12 protein-coding genes are annotated in these 16,472 nt (G+C 47.3%); 2 read left to right on the top strand and 10 right to left on the bottom strand.

The window, feature by feature from the left end; all coding sequences use genetic code 11:
* The first annotated feature begins 3 nt into the window (after positions 1–3).
* Positions 4–861, top strand: coding sequence for an S-formylglutathione hydrolase (gene fghA, locus ACJJIM_RS16910; protein WP_413663341.1), 858 nt, complete (start codon positions 4–6; stop codon positions 859–861).
* Positions 862–998: 137 nt separating this feature from the next.
* On the opposite strand, the gene ACJJIM_RS16905 is transcribed toward fghA, so the two are convergent.
* Entirely contained in the window at positions 999–1,430 is a 432-nt protein-coding gene (locus ACJJIM_RS16905) for a hypothetical protein (RefSeq protein WP_444911532.1), read from the bottom strand.
* A gap of 412 nt (positions 1,431–1,842) precedes the next feature.
* Here ACJJIM_RS16905 and ACJJIM_RS16900 point away from each other — a divergent pair, with 412 nt between their 5' ends.
* Positions 1,843–4,050: a DPP IV N-terminal domain-containing protein gene (locus tag ACJJIM_RS16900; RefSeq protein ID WP_444911531.1), complete on the top strand. Its 2,208-nt coding sequence runs from the start codon at positions 1,843–1,845 to the stop codon at positions 4,048–4,050.
* A 71-nt stretch (positions 4,051–4,121) separates the two neighbouring features.
* Here the strand turns inward: ACJJIM_RS16900 and katG are convergent, their stop codons facing one another.
* The 9 genes from katG to ACJJIM_RS16855 all read right to left on the bottom strand — a co-directional run bounded on the left by katG (position 4,122) and on the right by ACJJIM_RS16855 (position 16,280).
* Positions 4,122–6,395, bottom strand: a complete 2,274-nt coding sequence (katG, locus tag ACJJIM_RS16895) for a catalase/peroxidase HPI (protein ID WP_444911530.1) — start codon at positions 6,393–6,395, stop codon at positions 4,122–4,124.
* Positions 6,396–6,770: 375 nt separating this feature from the next.
* A complete protein-coding gene (locus ACJJIM_RS16890; protein WP_444911529.1) occupies positions 6,771–9,119 on the bottom strand; it encodes a DNRLRE domain-containing protein in 2,349 nt (782 codons plus the stop codon).
* A gap of 88 nt (positions 9,120–9,207) precedes the next feature.
* Positions 9,208–9,849, bottom strand: a complete 642-nt coding sequence (locus ACJJIM_RS16885; protein WP_444911528.1) for an Lcl C-terminal domain-containing protein — start codon at positions 9,847–9,849, stop codon at positions 9,208–9,210.
* A complete protein-coding gene (locus ACJJIM_RS16880; protein WP_444911527.1) occupies positions 9,849–11,432 on the bottom strand; it encodes an ethylbenzene dehydrogenase-related protein in 1,584 nt (527 codons plus the stop codon). Before ACJJIM_RS16880 ends, ACJJIM_RS16885 begins: the two co-directional genes overlap by 1 nt.
* Before the next feature lie 292 nt (positions 11,433–11,724).
* The gene (locus tag ACJJIM_RS16875) at positions 11,725–12,327 is read right to left on the bottom strand and encodes a glutathione S-transferase N-terminal domain-containing protein (RefSeq protein ID WP_444911526.1); all 603 of its coding nucleotides are present in this window, start codon (positions 12,325–12,327) and stop codon (positions 11,725–11,727) included.
* 83 nt (positions 12,328–12,410) lie between these two features.
* The gene (locus ACJJIM_RS16870) at positions 12,411–12,662 is read right to left on the bottom strand and encodes a YdcH family protein (RefSeq protein ID WP_282931240.1); all 252 of its coding nucleotides are present in this window, start codon (positions 12,660–12,662) and stop codon (positions 12,411–12,413) included.
* Positions 12,663–12,977: 315 nt separating this feature from the next.
* A complete protein-coding gene (locus tag ACJJIM_RS16865; protein ID WP_444896086.1) occupies positions 12,978–13,730 on the bottom strand; it encodes a TetR/AcrR family transcriptional regulator in 753 nt (250 codons plus the stop codon).
* A 145-nt stretch (positions 13,731–13,875) separates the two neighbouring features.
* Positions 13,876–14,895, bottom strand: coding sequence for a cytochrome d ubiquinol oxidase subunit II (gene cydB, locus ACJJIM_RS16860; protein WP_413663332.1), 1,020 nt, complete (start codon positions 14,893–14,895; stop codon positions 13,876–13,878).
* Positions 14,892–16,280 (bottom strand): cytochrome ubiquinol oxidase subunit I, encoded by a 1,389-nt coding sequence (locus ACJJIM_RS16855; protein WP_444911525.1) that lies wholly within the window; start codon positions 16,278–16,280, stop codon positions 14,892–14,894. The genes cydB and ACJJIM_RS16855 overlap by 4 nt, the downstream gene beginning before the upstream one ends.
* Positions 16,281–16,472 lie beyond the last annotated feature (192 nt).

The following is a 16,472-nucleotide window of genomic DNA, read 5'->3' as shown; positions in this document are numbered from 1 at the left end:
AAAATGTCGATTGAATTGGTTAGCAGTACTAAATCTTTTGACGGTTTTCAGCAGCGTTACCGACATAAATCCAGCACGCTCAACTGTTCTATGGTCTTCTCCATTTTTTTACCACAGGATGCAGAGGGGAATACACAGAGGAAATATCCTGTTGTTTATTGGCTTTCGGGCTTGACGTGCACGGATGAAAACTTCAGTCAAAAAGCTGGTGCTCAGAGAGTCGCTGCAGAGTTAGGGATTATCTTAGTGATACCCGATACCAGCCCCAGAGGAGACGATGTGGCGGATGACCCGGGTTATGATCTGGGGCAGGGGGCTGGTTTTTATGTGAACGCGACTCAAGAACCCTGGAAGCAGCATTATCAAATGTATGACTACATCGTGGATGAACTTCCAAGCCTGGTAGAACTTCATTTCCCCACCAATGGTCGACGCGGGATTTGCGGGCACTCCATGGGCGGGCACGGTGCCCTGGTCATCGGTCTGCGAAACCCCAAGCGATATCAATCAATTTCTGCTTTTAGTCCAATTTGCAATCCTATTGCTTGCCCTTGGGGAGAAAAGGCGCTGGGAACATACTTGGGAGCTGATCCCAAGAGCTGGGAGCCATATGACGCAACAGTGCTAATGGGGCGCGCTGTAGAGAAAACGCCGATTTTGGTTTCTCAGGGGGAACAGGATGAGTTTCTTGAGGAACAGCTGAGACCACATTCCCTGCAAACAGCTGCTGAAGCCAGTGATTATCCTCTTCGGATAGAGCACCATGCAGGTTACGATCACAGTTACTATTTCATCGCTTCATTTATTGAGGAGCACTTAAGGTTCCATGCAGACTCATTGTTGAGCAGGCATAGGTATTAGGCAGTGTAAATCGCGGACTAGTGAAGTTAGCCCCTCAGTTGAGGGGCTATTTAGGCAAAGGGCTTTGCGCCCTGGCAAGTTGCTATGTATAAAGCGATACGAGCAGAATACATAGAGCGAAAGTGAGAGGCGTAAGCTTATCGTGCAACCGCCCGACACTCGCCAATAATTTCAGCTCTGTTCTGGTCAAAAGTTTGTTCGATCAGGAACCAGCCATTGGGACAGAAGCCACTTTCGGCTAGCAAGAGTTCCATTCTCTGCCGGGCAACTTTCTTCACATCTCCAGAATTGGCGCCGCCGGGACCGCCACCTCCTGGGCCACCACTACCCTTACCACCGGGACCACCACCACCGGGACCACCGCCACCTGGACCTCCACCACCCGGACCACCACGCTTACCGCCTTGGCCCTTGGGGCCAGCTCCAATGGTTGCCTTGTAGGTAAAGCGACGATGGCCCAGTTCGGTGATGTCAGTGACAAACGATTCAGTGGTGGGGATCTCTGGTGTAGAGCTACAGCCAGCAGCGATCAAAATCACAGCTGCAGATGCAAAGAGATGAACCTTCATTATTCTTACCCCATATTTTGATAAAAGCTTTAGTCCGACATTAGCTAACCACAAATGTTGGTTAAGCAGAGTAAACATTTGTAAAGGGGGGCTATTGCAGCAGGATTGTTTGTGCGCAAACCCAAAACTGTAAGGTACTGCATGTCCCGGAAGGTTCCGTTGTAGAATCCTTCACCGGTTTGCTCTATCCACAATATAGCTGCATTTTTTAGAGGGTTTCCGATAAATTTGAGATACTTCTGGTGATCAGAACAAGTGCCAAAGAGAAGCTATGGCTTACCTGGATGTCATTTAGGCCGGCTCCTAGGGAAGCCGGAGATAACATGGAATTAATCAGAATTTTCTAAATAATACCCCTGCTAGCAAAGTGGTACGTGAATTGCCAACAATACTTAATATAAAGAGTTTTCCTATGAAACAAGCACTGCTTGCATTACTTGGATGTACTTTTGCAGGAATATGTTCTGCAGAGTCACTCAGCATTGAACGGTTATTCTCCGACCCGGCTCTGAGTGGTACCGCTCCCCGAGCGCTGGAATATTCACCTGATGGGCAGCGCGTAACTTTCCTCAAAGGTAGAGTTGAAGATTACAACCGTTACGATCTTTGGGAGTACAACCTGAAAGACGGTCAGTCCCGAATTTTGGTCAATTCCGATAGTCTGCACAGCGGTAGTGAAACTCTTTCGGATGAGGAAAAGGCAAGACGGGAGCGCCAGCGAATTTATGGTAGTGGAATAATGGAGTACAGCTGGTCAGAGGATGGTCGGTCTCTGTTGTTCCCTTTGGCCGGCGATATTTACTATTACGATCTCAAAGACCGTTCTTCGCGTCGACTGACTGAAACGGAAACCTTTGAAACCGATGTAAAGGTTTCTCCCGAGGGGCACTTTGTTTCGTTTATTCGCGACCAAAATATCTATATTGTCGATCTGAAAACCGGTAGGGAAAAGCAGCTAACCAGCGACGGCAAAGATCATATTAAAAATGGAATGGCTGAGTTTGTTGCCCAGGAGGAAATGGACCGGATGACCGGTTATTGGTGGTCTCCTGATGATCGGCATATTGCTTTCCTGCAAGTTGATGAGTCGCCAGTTGATCAGGTAACCCGTAGCGAAATCTATGCGGATCGTATCGAAATGATACAGCAACGTTACCCCGCTGCTGGGCGTGCGAACGCAAAAATCCGACTTGGCCTTATAGATATTGATTCGGGGGATATCCGTTGGGTCAACCTGGGAGATAATCAGGATATTTATATTCCCCGAGTAAAATGGGCCCGTGATCACCTGTTAACTTTCCAGTGGCAATCTCGAGACCAGCAAAAGTTAGAGCTTCGTGCTTACAATCTCAATACGGGAAAAACCCGAACGCTCCTTACCGAGTCCAGCGATACCTGGGTTAACCTGAGCCATGATCTCCACTTTTTGGAAGATAGCGATGCTTTTATTTGGTCATCGGAGAGGGATGGCTTCAAACACCTGTATAAATATGATTTTGGCGGCAGATTACAGGCACAATTGACTAAGGGAGATTGGGTGGTTGACGAGTTAGAAGCTGTTGATGAGCAGGCTAACCGTCTGTATTTTACCGCACGGAAAGATACTCCAATCGAGAGGCATCTCTATGCAGTCTCCCTGCAAGGGGAGAGCGACATTAAGAGAATTTCACAGCGTAGTGGTATGCACTCTATCGAATTTTCTGAGGATGCCTCTGGATATATTGATAAATTTTCCAGCGTTACCACGCCCCCTCAGGTGAGTCTGCACAGCAGCTCAGGGACCAGAATCACCTGGCTTGAGCAGAACGCTGTAAATCGTGATCACCCTCTCTATCCTTTTAAAGATCAATGGATCACTCCGGAATTTGGTAGTATTGAGGCGCCCCATGGCCAGGAGCTTTTCTACCGCTTGTACAAACCCGCTAATTTTGATGCGAAGAAAAGTTACCCGGTAATGGTGTTTGTCTATGGTGGTCCACACGCTCAGGTGGTTACCAATAGTTGGGATAAACTATTCAACCAGTATATGGCTCAACAGGGTTATATTGTTTTTTCCCTAGATAATCGTGGTTCAGCAAATCGCGGTACCACTTTTGAGAATCCTATCTTTAAGAATATGGGATCTCCTGAAGTGGAAGATCAAATTACCGGCGTTGAATTCCTGCGTACCCTGCCTTACGTTGATAAAAATAAAATAGGTATCTTCGGCCACAGCTACGGTGGTTACATGGCACTGATGAGTATGTTCAAAGCCGGAGACTACTTTAAGGCGGGGGTATCGGGTGCGCCGGTTACGGACTGGACGCTGTATGATACCCATTACACTGAGCGTTATATGGGCAATCCAACCAAGGATATGGATGCTTATGAGGCATCTTCTGTGTTTCCCTATGCGAAGGGCTTACAAGGTGATCTGCTGATTTATCATGGCATGGCGGATGACAATGTGTTGTTTACCAATACCACCAAACTCATAAAACAGTTGCAGGATAACGGCCAACAATTTGAGCTGATGACTTATCCAGGCAAGAAGCATAGTTTGCGCGGTAAGCAGACTCGCATCCACCAATACAGCATGATCAAGCGCTTTTTTGATCGGCATTTAAAGGGGCAGGATTAAAACTTAAATAATCTCCCAGAAGAAAAAACCGAGGCTAGCCTCGGTTTTTTCTTTATTGAGGTATATGATTTTTAAGACTGAGGCTGATCAACCCGATCCAAATTCATTACCTTGGTCCAGGCCTGCACAAAATCATTTACAAACTTGTCAGCGCCATCACTGGAAGCATAAACCTCTGCGACTGCCCTTAATTCAGAGTTTGAACCAAAAATCAGATCTACAGGTGTGGCTGTCCACTTTGCCTGGCTACTTTTGCGATCTTTTCCTTCATAGAGACCCTCTGATTTTGCCGACTTGGACCAGACAGTAGACATATCGAGCAGGTTCACAAAGAAATCATTCGTCAGTGTGCCGGGGCGCTGAGTAAGCACACCATTCTGTGAGGAGTCGGTATTTGCATTAAGTGCGCGCATTCCTCCAACCAGAACAGTCATTTCAGGCACACTTAGGGTTAACAGACTGGCTTTATCAACTAATAACTCTGTAGGGGTTCTTCCATAACCATCGCCAAAGTAGTTGCGGAAGCCATCGGCCAGAGGTTGTAGTACCGCAAAAGAATTAACATCTGTTTGTTCCTGGGAAGCATCGGTGCGTCCAGGCTTGAAAGGGACCTGAATTTTATGTCCGCCTTGCTCTGCAGCTTTTTCAATGGCTGCTGCGCCCCCAAGTACAATGATATCTGCCATTGAGATTTTTTTGCCCCCGGATTGGGAACTGTTAAATTCCTGCTGGACTTTTTCCAGCGATGCCAGGACTTGTGATAGTTCAGTGGGATCATTTACCGACCAGTCCTTTTGGGGTTCCAGGCGAAGACGGCCACCATTGGCGCCACCGCGAAAATCTGAACCACGGAAGGTAGAAGCAGAGGCCCAGGCAGTCCTCACCAGATCGGGAACGCTAATGCCTGCCGCCAGTATTTTTGCTTTGAGAGAATTTATATCCCGGCTGTCAATCAGAGGGTGATCAACTTTTGGGATAGGGTCTTGCCAAATTAAATCTTCTTCGGGCACCTCCGCTCCCAAATAGCGCGCGCGAGGGCCCATATCCCGATGAGTCAACTTGAACCAGGCTTTGGCAAAGGCGCGTTGAAATTCTTCCGGATTTTCCTGAAACCGCTTGGCAATTTCTTTGTAGCTGGGATCGAACTTAAGGGATAAATCCGTGGTAAACATGATGGGGGCATGGCGCTTGTTCTTGTCGAATGCATCGGGCACCAGATTTGCCGCGCTCTGATCATCGGGAATCCACTGAACGGCACCAGCTGGACTTTTTGTTTTGACCCAATTGAATTTAAACAGGTTGTCCAGATACTGCTGGCTCCAATTGATCGGGGCGGCAGACCAGGCGCCTTCCAGGCCGGATGTCATTGTGTCGTCGGCATTACCTTTCCCACACTTATTTTTCCAGCCAAGCCCCTGCTGCTCTATCGGGGCGGCGGCGGGTTCTGGGCCGAGGCAATCAGCTTTCACTGCACCGTGAGCCTTACCAAAAGTATGGCCTCCGGCAATCAAGGCTACTGTCTCTTCGTCATTCATCGCCATGCGGGCAAAGGTTTCGCGGATATCTGTGGCGGCAGCCACCGGGTCGGGATTGCCGTTGGGGCCCTCCGGGTTGACATAAATAAGTCCCATTTGCACAGCACCCAGGGGTTTGTCCAGCTCCCGATTGCCGGTGTAACGCTCATCCGCCAGCATCTTGGTTTCGGGCCCCCAATAAACCAGGTCGGGCTCCCAGTCATCCTGTCGCCCCCCGGCAAATCCGTAAGTGGGGAACCCCATGGACTCCAAGGCTACATTGCCGGTAAGCACCATAAGATCAGCCCAGGACAATTTGCGCCCATATTTTTGTTTGATGGGCCAGAGTAGACGGCGGGCTTTATCCAGGTTGGCATTATCAGGCCAGCTGTTGAGGGGATCGAAACGCTGTTGACCACCACGGGCACCACCGCGACCATCACCGATCCGGTAGGTGCCAGCGCTGTGCCAGGCCATTCGGATCATAAATGGGCCGTAATGACCGTAGTCTGCGGGCCACCAGTCCTGTGAAGTTTTGAGCTGAGTTTCGATGTCCTGTTTTACCGCTTTAAGGTCCAGGGTTTGGAATTCGGCAGCGTAATTAAAGTTGTCACCCATTGGATTGGATCTTGGAGAGTGCTGCCTGAGGGGACGCAGATCGAGCTGATCAGGCCACCAAAACCGATTGGACTTTGGCTGCCCTTCTACTGCGCCCTCAAGAATTACTGGATCAGTGACGACTTCCTCATGGGTATCTGCGACGCTAAATGGCGCGACTATAAATATTGAGATTAATAAAGCGACATAACTACGATTATATTTTATTAACATTTACAGTATCTCCGTACGATCGTTGGTACATCCTTTGGCTCATTATTTATTTGATGATGAAATACCTGACTCTATTCCTTACCGCTGATTTCTTTTGCCCTTTGGCTGAAGCGTAGTCTTGGATATGGGGTTAATAGTATATAAATTTTATAGCGTCGCGTTTAAAAGGAATTAATAAGGTAGATTGGTAAACTTAATTACTGGTTCTTTTATTTAAAGGAATTATGGTTTTGGGGTAGGGCGGTGTTGATATTTTTATATTTTGAAGAAGTTCGTGCCAAAAAATTTGGATTGTAAATCTAAACCAGTGTTGGAGAAATAAGATACACAGAACCGGATAAATAAGGCTCTCCGGACAGAGAGCCCTGAAGGCAATTAATTGCAGAGTGTCTGTAAGGTAAGAAGAGGGCTCTGCCCGCTCTCTTTGGAGCTTAAATCCAGACCGTTAATGCCCCGTTCCGATGCGATGACCAGGCCGTTATTATTATCGTTTAACCAGCTGTCGACGATTCCTGAGGCTCCCAGGTCAATGAGATGTCGGCCGGTAGAGGAGGGGATAAAACTGCCCACCTGGAGTCCGAGAATAGAACTACCCCCGACAGAATCCCAAGTGGCCGACTCTTCCCGCCAACTTTGTGTTGCCATGTAAATGCCGTAGCTATTGCTGGAGGTATTGGTTACATTCAATTCGAGTGTCGCATCAATATACTGGCGACAGCTTAAATCCGATAGGTCAAAGCGAATGAGGCTATAGAGAGTTCCATAGGTTAGATCACTGCCGTCGGCGAGGAGTCCATCGCTATCAGCATCAAAATTATCATCCTCTTTTCTAGATGAAATAAACACATCGTCTGAAGCAACTTGAGATACCTCTTTACTAATAGAATCGCTGCAATCGGCGGTTACCCTGAGAGCTGGGGCAATACCGGTTTCCTGTGAAGAGATATCTACCCCATCACTGCCACTCAGTGAGGCAATGACCAAGCCGGTATTTTCATTATTCAGCCAACTATCCAGAAGACTTGATGAGCTCAAGTTCACCACTTGGGTTCCAGTAGACGACGGGGTAAAGCTGGCGAACAACTGTGAAAGCACCGTTGATCCACCGACAGAATCCCAGGTGGCTGATTCCTCACTCCAGTTGGATTCAGCCAAGTAAATACCGTAACTATTGCTGGACCGGTTGGTGATATTAAATTCGATCTCAACTGAATTTATCGTCGAGCAGTGAGATAAATTGGAGAGATCAAATTTAATCAGTGAGTAAAGCGTTCCATAGGTGCTATCGCTGCCATCTGCCAGAAGGCCATCTGAGTCATTGTCAAAATTGCTGGAAGAGTAGCGCGATGAAATAAATGTGTCATCAGTCACTGGTAGTGACAGTTCGCCATTACCACTGTCGTCCTCAAGCATAACGCTCCTGCCAACGTTATTTTGTGCGAGAACCATAGCTTCACCAATTCGGTTGGCGCTCCACCAATTGATATTTTCCGGTAATACAAGAGGATTATTGGCTCGATCTTCTCGCGTCAGGGTACTTGCGCTGTTATCGAACTGTGCTGTGCGTACAGTGAGTTGGTCAAAGCTGACCTGGATAACTTTGAACTGCTGGATGCTGGCCATATCTATGGTCCAAAACTTGGCATCATTTGCTGAGCGAGCTGGTGCTCCCCAGCTTCCCTCACCAACGTAAACTGTGCCGCCGGTTTCGTTGGTTGAAAAATCGCTATTACCGGGGGCAACGACTTCGGTGACTTTGGTGAGATGGGTATCTGATTCGACCACCATATTCATGGCATAGTCATAAAAGGGTTGTGCCCACCAATTAAATAATGTGGGGTTGTCAGATTTACCGCTGTAGTGGGGGAACATGGGCTTGTGGTACTGGGCAAAGCGCCAGTGACTGTAGGCGCCAGTCCCAGCTAAATCACTCTCAAGCCAATTGTTCATGGCGGTAGCATAAGATGACCAGCCGCTTTCCTGAAACTGGCTGTTTAGTGTGTAGACACGCAATAGGGGGGAAATTTGTACTGCGCCGTAGGTATCACTGGGGCTACAACTACCATCCGCATTGAAGTCCACACCAAAGACCTGGCAGGTGGTTGAATAGTTGTCATCCTCATGATTCCCATGCGTAGGTATTAGGGGGTAAATACGTTGATAGCTATAGCCATCAATTTCGTCGTTGGAGTAGGTCAGCGTCCAGTCTTGTAAAAAGTTATCCATTTCTGACGCACTGTTGGCGTTGGTAAAATCACCGCCATGCATAACGGCCAGCGGGCGAATTTTGGCTAGTAAAGCATTGCCCTCGCGCCGTGTTGTATGCCCCGTGCGGGTATCTCCCCCAGCGACTATGACGAAGGGAGACTCCTCCGCAGGAGCCGTTTTAAACCAGAACCGGTCGCCACAGCCGTCCTGATCACACACACGATAGTAAACTGCTGAATCCGGTGTTAGGTTTTTCAACCTGACAAAGTAGCTATCTAAGCTGCCATCGAAGGTAGATGTTGAATCAACCCCTTGACTGCTCCAGCTAGTTTCATTGGTTGAATAGCCAAAATTAATGTAAGGATTACTCGTGTGGCCGTCTGGCGAAAAACCGATAACGGCACTGGTGGATGCATCACCATCCCAGGCCAATCTGTGGTGTTTAGTTGCTGAACTGGCATCAATTGCCAAACATAGAGTCGAGATAGCAAAAGCAGTGCTTAAGAACCGTCTCATCGGGGGTTTCCTGTAAGTAGTGGTTATTATTTTCAGGCGCAGCAGCTATAGAGATTAGTCGCAAAAAAAATTGTGCGGCGCGCCGGAATTATTGTGGATCTTTATTACAGGCCGTTGAATGATTGGAGACTAAACGAACGAAAGCGGCGTTTCGGTAGGGAATTGTGACGGTTTTTGCATTCATAAAATTAATTGCGCCAGCACCTGTTCCCAGGTATTGGTAGATGCCATATAAAGGCCTGTCAAAATTACGGGTCCAGTAATCTCCCCTTTGAGTTTTCGGGAAAAATTCAGTCGCAATTAGAGGTCTGCCAGATTTACTCTCCTGCAGGATAATGGATCGTAACTCTGTAATATCGGGGAGTCTCCAGTTTTGCGTTGCACACAATTTCTGTTGATTGGTATTGCGAATCAGGTCCTCGGTATCACATCGCTCTTCTTCAAAATAACAATCTCCATTATTTTCTATACCCTCTTCATATTGATACCATGAATAGGTCCACCTTCCATCGTGAATTCCTTCATCGTCGGTTTTAACTTCCCAAAGAAGCCCTGTATCGGTGTCGCAGATACAGGACCAGGGGCCTGCCCAAGCCTCGATAGGCTCCCCATTTTTATCAATTTTAACTAAGTGGTATTCCCTTGGTAGAGGTTGTGATGGTTGGTGCAGTATGGCTGCACAGACCGTGATTACAGGAAAAATGAATACCCAAAATATGCGCACAAACATTATTGATCTGCCAACTTGATTTTGACGGGGAGGGCGTGGCGAGTGTGGGCGATTTGCGAGTGATCAAAGGCAGAAACCCAGAGGCAAATACCGTCTTTTATTTCTACATCTAACGCTGACCCAGTATTTAATTTTCGCACCATCTCCATAGACCATTGGCCGTCCTGCCAAACAGCATAGGCCCTGACATCGGCACGATCTCCCTCAAAGCGATTTGAGGTATAGAGGACTGAAGGCATAATCGTATTGATAGGATAATTGTCATCTTCAGCCGTGTATGGCTGGTAATCAAACCAGGAAATAGTCCAATCGCTCTTTGTATCCTCGTTTTGATATGGCGTCAGGCTGGAGGGACTTTTGGGTAGTCGTTTTGGTGTAACGTTTTTTGAGGAGTACCACTTCCAGTTCATTAAGTATGCCCCGGACTCTTTGCCATCCTGGAGATATCCTGCGGTATAGCGGCGAGCTCCTGGCCTTACAATATCAGGCTTGCCAATATAATTGTCATCTGCCAAGTGCATTTTATTGGTTCTTACTGCTTTCCAGTGCCAGAGATCGTGTATTTCATCGGATGAGCTGTAGTGGTAGCCCTTGCCATGCCAATTTGCGGGCAACTGTGCTGATGGTTTGCGGCCCAGGTGAGAGGTTCCCGAAGCACCGAAATCACAGGAATTGGAAAGCAGGATGGCAAACTTATCTTCATAGTGACGGGTTTCATTAAAATTTTGAAAACCTTGCTGTTGTATTTCCCAGCCAGAACCAATTTTTTTCAGTGGTAGGTGTTTCAGGCTTTCAGTGGGATCTTCCCAAGTGATATGAAAAAATATTTCCTGTTGGTTATGCAAGGCTCTCAAGTTGACGGTTGAGCTACCATCAATAAAGTTAGCACCTCCGTCAGTATGGATTTTAAGTGATATGGCTGAGGACCATGCGGATTCTTGGGGGATGCCATCTATGTTTATAAAGGTTTCCGGACTTATTTTCTCAACTGTAAGATCGTGGTAACTGTTATTTGTAACAATAATCCAAAGTAATAAAGTGATACAGCCGGTAGATAAGTAGGTAAAAATTGAAGTTCGATAGCCCGATCGAGCATTGGGAAGTAAATAACTCAAAGTCTTCAGGCCATAGGTTGTTAGGTAAACGCCAGCGTGAAGGAATATATAGAGTAAGATCGCAAAAGCACTATAAAAGTGTGCCTGGCGAAAGATAGAAGGATTGCCGGAACCAATAAATAAAATCCAGCCACTTAAGATCATGAGTGTTAAAAAAAATGAGCCAATGCGTGTTACTACTCTATGGTAGCTAATTGATGTTTTATTAGCTTCGCTGGATGAGTTTGTATTTTTTAATTTAATTGTTACTTTATAGAATAAGTAACAGAGAAGGATGGTTGAAGTAACAATTGCGACAAAGAAGTGAATATCATGAATCTGTCCCTGGGGTAAAAGTTCTTCGATATTTCCAATACTTGGCTTAGTCAAGGTGGAGATACGGAGCCCCGTTAGCAGACTACATAAAACTGCAACAATGGCCACGCTGTGCAGAATTATCCAAAGAGTACTCTTCGGTTGTTTGGCCATGGGAGTATTCCAAAAGGGTTTAGGCTAGTAAAAAAGTGTGGCATTTATATTAATTAAAATAGACTACATTCTGCTGATGGAGTCACGGCGCCTAAAAAATGAGGAATGCGCTGCGCTGTAGTAACGCATAAAGGATGAATGCCGATTCCGAGCTTACCGAGATATAATCACAGCGAGTCTCAGTTGTAGAGTCTCCTTTCCGCCTGACCCAATAGTGTACTACTCAGTATTTTGACCTGTTCAGAAAAAATAGCGGGATAACTTATTCTTGTTGGTATTCGGCATTCTGTAACTACTCATGCAGCTGACACTTATTCAGGCTTTCACTTTTCTCCAAATCTTCCGATATGGCCATAAGTTTCGGGTGGTCACTTCTCCAGTCAAAATCTTCATGGCGAAAATCAAGATAGGATAGTGCTGAGCACAAGTTAATATGTGGCAAGCTAAGACTGGCGGGTAATCGATCCAGGTGCTTTTCCAGGTAATCTAGAGATCTCTCAATAGCACTGAAGTAGCGCTGCCACCAAAAATCAGACCTGAGTTCTTCCCGTGCGCGCAGCTTTTCCATTTGCAGATGCACTGCTGCGTCCATTAATCCAGAGCTGATACTGTGAAAAGTATACAGATCCCAATTGTTGTCCAGTGGTGCAGATAAGTGACCATCCCCTAAGCTTTTATCAAGAAATGCACAGATGACTTCGCTGTCAATGATCGAGGAGCCATTATCCAGGGTTAGACAGGGGACTTTTCCCAAGGGGTTGCTGGAAATAAGTTCGTCGTCATTGTGAAAGGGGTGAGAGAAATGCTCTGTTACCACAGAGTGCAGGCGCTGTTCTTGCACAACAATGCGCGCCTTGCGCGCAAAGGGGGAGGAAAAGGTCAAGTACAGTTGCATAGGCCAAGCTCTTTTAGGCTGCGTGCCCTTTCAGCAACTGCAGTGACCGCTAGTGCTGCTACGAGCAACTGTTAACGCGTACTTTAGTGATGTGTAATCACTGAAGTAATGCGGTTATAGAGGTGCTGTTTTAAGTAGGCTCTCTGTTTTTTGAGGCTGGAATAGTGATCGTCGTCGGTGCCAATACCACTATCCTGAAGGCCTCTTATTTGTTTATCCAGTTTGCTGTAGATGTCGTTTTCAAGTTTGAATTGAATATCGTCTTCGATGAGCTGCTTGATTGTGTCTGCATATTCTGGGAAATCCACCGAGAGCTCGTGTGAAGCAATGGGCATAAGGGACCTCCACAATCGATATTAGTTAATGAAGTGTAGGTTCAGTCTTGCCAGTCACAAAAATGCAATTCTAGCGCTGCTTCCCTTAATCAACATAGTTATAAAGTGAAGTTAATATAAGTCTGTATATAGCCATTTGATATATATAAAAGTTGAAGCTATTTTATTAGCAAATATTTTTTACCCTCTTTTTTTTGATTATTGGTAATTGTTAGTCAGGTGAGGCTTAAACAGAGGGCTGGGTGGAAATGACGGGCACAAAAAAGCCCGACAATTACTTGTCGGGCTTTTTTGTTAGCGGTTCTGCTACTGGGCTTAGGCCGAAGCCTCCAGTGGGGCAAAGCGCAATTGGCGCCTCTGCAAAAGCTCACCGAGGTAGAGTTTTAAGTAGGCTGCAGCGGCCCGCTTCCCCTCTGCTGCGGAGTCTTCTGTTATTTTCCCAAAGCGGGAATAAGACTGGGAGCAGAAAGAGTCGTTAATGTTGATGGCACACATAAACCGGTCTCGCCAATCCTGAGAGGGTGGTAACTCAAACTCCCGAGACAGGTTCTTGATCAGAGTATCTGCCAGGCGCCAATTGTTTTCCATTTGTAGTTGGCGTAATGCCCAACTGGACTGAGGTCCAAAATGTACTTTTAGTGCCGCGAGATTCTCTTCATAGTAGCCGCGCACAAGGTCGCACAGCTGATTAAGCATATCCTGCCAGCTTTCTGACGGAGAAAAATCCGAATGGCCCAATACTACGTCACCGAAAGACTTATAGTGACGCTCGGCCAGGGCGGTTAAGCTGGCATCTACACTTGGGAAGAAATGATAAACAGACGCTGCTGGAACACCTGCAACCTGACTAAGGTTTGCGAGGCTAATATCCGTAGAGTCTTGTTCAGTAATTAATACTTCAAGGGCGTCAAGAAGCTTTTCATACTTCTCCCGACCATTTTTGCGTTGTGGTTTGCGCGGACTGGCGGTGTCGCGCCGGCTGATTGCTCGTCGATCGATTTGGTTCAAACTACCTCCCCCTTTAGACAAGCGGTACTGGCCATGGGCTAGCATACGCTTTACTTCCATGTAAAAAATTGTCTTTTGGAATTGATTATTATAATCGTACCAAATTCGGGCGAGCAAGAAGAACTTGTTTGATTTGTGGGGTAGTTCCATCTTAATTAATTAAATTCGGCTAACAGGTATTTCTGCCAGCCGAATGGAAATGCAGCTAGTGATAATGTAGCTCTGTCGCCTTTCCTCGGAAGACGTAATAAGAGAAAACGGTATAGGCGAGGATGACGGGAACCACTATTACCGCACCCACAAGAATAAATTTTAATGAGGCGGTGGCACTGGCTGCCTGCCAAATATTTAGTTGGCCGGGAACAATATCAGGGAAAAAGCTGAAGGCCAGGCCGATAAAGCACATCAGGAAAATAACGACGACCGTGAAAAAAGGAACCGCTTTATGTCTATCTGCAGGCTTAGGCATTCTCGCCAGCAGAACATCATTGGAGACAAAGGCGATAAAGCACAGGGTGGGGACGAGTAGTACAAACATAACCAGAGGGTAGGTAAACCATCGGTCGAATACGGTTGGGTTTACCAGTGGATTGATGGCCGATACTGCAATCACCCCAAGCAGGGTGGCCCGCCCTGCGTAACGGGTCCACGTAGTCGCTCGTTTTTGCAGCTCCGACTCGGTTTTAAGAACCAGCCAGGCGCCGCCAATATAGGCATATGCGGCGGTAACTCCCAGAGCGCTGAGCGCTGAAAAAAGCTGTGCAGACCAGTCGGGCTTAAAGCCAATCACGTACTGCCCCAGCATGTACCCCTGCGCAAGGCTGGTAATAATAGACCCCGCTTTAAAGGTTCGATCCCAGGTTAGCTTTTTGTCGATGGCAGCCTTGGCACGAAAGTCGAATGCCACTCCTCGCATGATTAGCCCGACTAGCATAATCGCAGCTGGTATATATAGATGCATTAACACCAGGTTGTGTGCGATTGGGAATGCAATCAGGAGCAAACCGATTGCCAGCACCAGCCAGGTTTCGTTGGCATCCCAAAAGGGGCCAATGGATGCGATCATGGTATCCCGCTGCGATTCCTCCTCTTCTCCCATGGGGAGCAAAATGCCCACACCAAGATCGTAGCCATCCAGAATTGCGTAGACTATTACCGCCAGGCCCATAAGGGCGACAAAGGCGACAGGCAGCCAATAGGCCGCTGCAGAAGCGCTACCGGTCATTTGCCTTCTCCCTTGTCATTTTTCTCGGTATCTTTTGGGCGGTTGGTTAAGCTAGTGCCGGCGAATAGTTCCTGAGTTTCAAACTCCTCGACTTTTACAGACTTCAGGGCCATCACTTTCAGGGTTCTTATGTACGCATAGAGCAATATCACGTAAACAACCAGATAAAGGGTTAGGGAAAAACCGACATGAGAAGGTGGTACTGGAGTAACAGCGTCGACGGTTTTCAGTACTCCTGTTACGAGCCAGGGTTGGCGTCCAATTTCTGTGACATACCAACCGGCCAAAGTGGCTATCCAGCCGGAGAATGTCATTGCGACCAAGGTTTTGAGCATCCAGCGAGGCAGCTCACCTTTACGCAATAGATAGACCCCTCCCCAAGCGGTTAGCAGCATCAATATTCCTATGCCGACCATAATGCGGAAGGCGAAAAATACGGGGGCTACCGGTGGGTGATTATCGGGGAATTCATTTATTCCCTTGATCTCACCATCCCACTCATGGGTTAGGATAAGGCTGGCCATCTTGGGAATGCCGATCGCCAAATGGTTGGTTTTTTCTTCTCCATCGGGTATCGCAAATAACAGCAGGGGCGCACCGCGCTCTGTTTCCCAGACTCCCTCCATTGCGGCGACTTTTTGCGGTTGGTGCTCAAAAGTGTTGAGTCCGTGTAAGTCACCCACATAGATTTGAATCGGAATAAAGATGGCAGCGAGAATCAGTCCTGTTTTAAGGGCGAGCCGGGGCGCGCGTTTGGGGTCTCCTTTAAGAATCCGATAAGCGGAAATCCCCGCAACAAAGAAAGATGCCGTCAAACCCGAAGCCAGCAGCATATGTGTAAGTCGGTAGGGGAAAGAGGCGTTAAAGATAATTTCCATCCAGCTTGCCGGGTAGGCGACTCCATCCCGTAAATCGAATCCGGCAGGTGTTTGCATCCAGGAGTTGAGAGCAATAATCCAAAAAGCGGATAGAGTGGTTCCTGTTGCCACAATAAAGGCAGATAAAGTATGTATTTTGCTTGGCACCTTATTAATGCCAAACAGCATAATGCCGAGAAAGGTTGCTTCGAGAAAGAATGCAGTAAGTACTTCGTATCCGAGAAGCGGGCCGGCGATATTGCCGACCTGGGCCATAAAGCCGGGCCAGTTTGTTCCGAACTGGAATGACATGGTGATGCCACTCACTACGCCGAGAGCAAATGTCAGGGCAAAGACTTTTACCCAAAAACGATATGCGCGCATCCAGACCGGGTTATTAGTTTGGTCGTAGCGTAATTTAAAAAAGAAAACGATCCACGCGAGTGCAATGGTGATTGTTGGAAATAGAATATGAAAGCTGATATTTGCGGCAAACTGTATCCTGGAAAGGATCAGGGTATCTAGCATGAGAGCCTCTGCTGGTCTGAGATCTTTGAACCAGTGAGCCGATTAGCACCTCCTGTGCTAATCGGCACTGCAAGAAAATATAGAGGCAGGTGTGTGTTCCCGCGTATACAATCCTGCAGGAGCCGACTTTGGATCGGCAGCGGCACGGCCTTGTGCCGTTTTTAATCCAGCACTATGGGCTGCTGGATTAAA

This window comes from Microbulbifer maximicatervae (SeqCode) (assembly GCF_052467615.1).
The sequence above is the reverse complement of the archived record's forward strand: the minus strand, read 5'-3'. Positions and strand labels throughout refer to the sequence as shown.

What these genes read in the sequence shown, in the direction of transcription:
- fghA (WP_413663341.1), top strand. Translation starts at nt 4, where the DNA reads ATGTCGATTGAATTGGTTAGCAGTACTAAATCTTTTGACGGTTTTCAG.
- ACJJIM_RS16905 (WP_444911532.1), bottom strand. Translation starts at nt 1,430, where the DNA reads ATGAAGGTTCATCTCTTTGCATCTGCAGCTGTGATTTTGATCGCTGCT.
- ACJJIM_RS16900 (WP_444911531.1), top strand. Translation starts at nt 1,843, where the DNA reads ATGAAACAAGCACTGCTTGCATTACTTGGATGTACTTTTGCAGGAATA.
- katG (WP_444911530.1), bottom strand. Translation starts at nt 6,395, where the DNA reads ATGTTAATAAAATATAATCGTAGTTATGTCGCTTTATTAATCTCAATA.
- ACJJIM_RS16890 (WP_444911529.1), bottom strand. Translation starts at nt 9,119, where the DNA reads ATGAGACGGTTCTTAAGCACTGCTTTTGCTATCTCGACTCTATGTTTG.
- ACJJIM_RS16885 (WP_444911528.1), bottom strand. Translation starts at nt 9,849, where the DNA reads ATGTTTGTGCGCATATTTTGGGTATTCATTTTTCCTGTAATCACGGTC.
- ACJJIM_RS16880 (WP_444911527.1), bottom strand. Translation starts at nt 11,432, where the DNA reads ATGGCCAAACAACCGAAGAGTACTCTTTGGATAATTCTGCACAGCGTG.
- ACJJIM_RS16875 (WP_444911526.1), bottom strand. Translation starts at nt 12,327, where the DNA reads ATGCAACTGTACTTGACCTTTTCCTCCCCCTTTGCGCGCAAGGCGCGC.
- ACJJIM_RS16870 (WP_282931240.1), bottom strand. Translation starts at nt 12,662, where the DNA reads ATGCCCATTGCTTCACACGAGCTCTCGGTGGATTTCCCAGAATATGCA.
- ACJJIM_RS16865 (WP_444896086.1), bottom strand. Translation starts at nt 13,730, where the DNA reads ATGGAAGTAAAGCGTATGCTAGCCCATGGCCAGTACCGCTTGTCTAAA.
- cydB (WP_413663332.1), bottom strand. Translation starts at nt 14,895, where the DNA reads ATGACCGGTAGCGCTTCTGCAGCGGCCTATTGGCTGCCTGTCGCCTTT.
- ACJJIM_RS16855 (WP_444911525.1), bottom strand. Translation starts at nt 16,280, where the DNA reads ATGCTAGATACCCTGATCCTTTCCAGGATACAGTTTGCCGCAAATATC.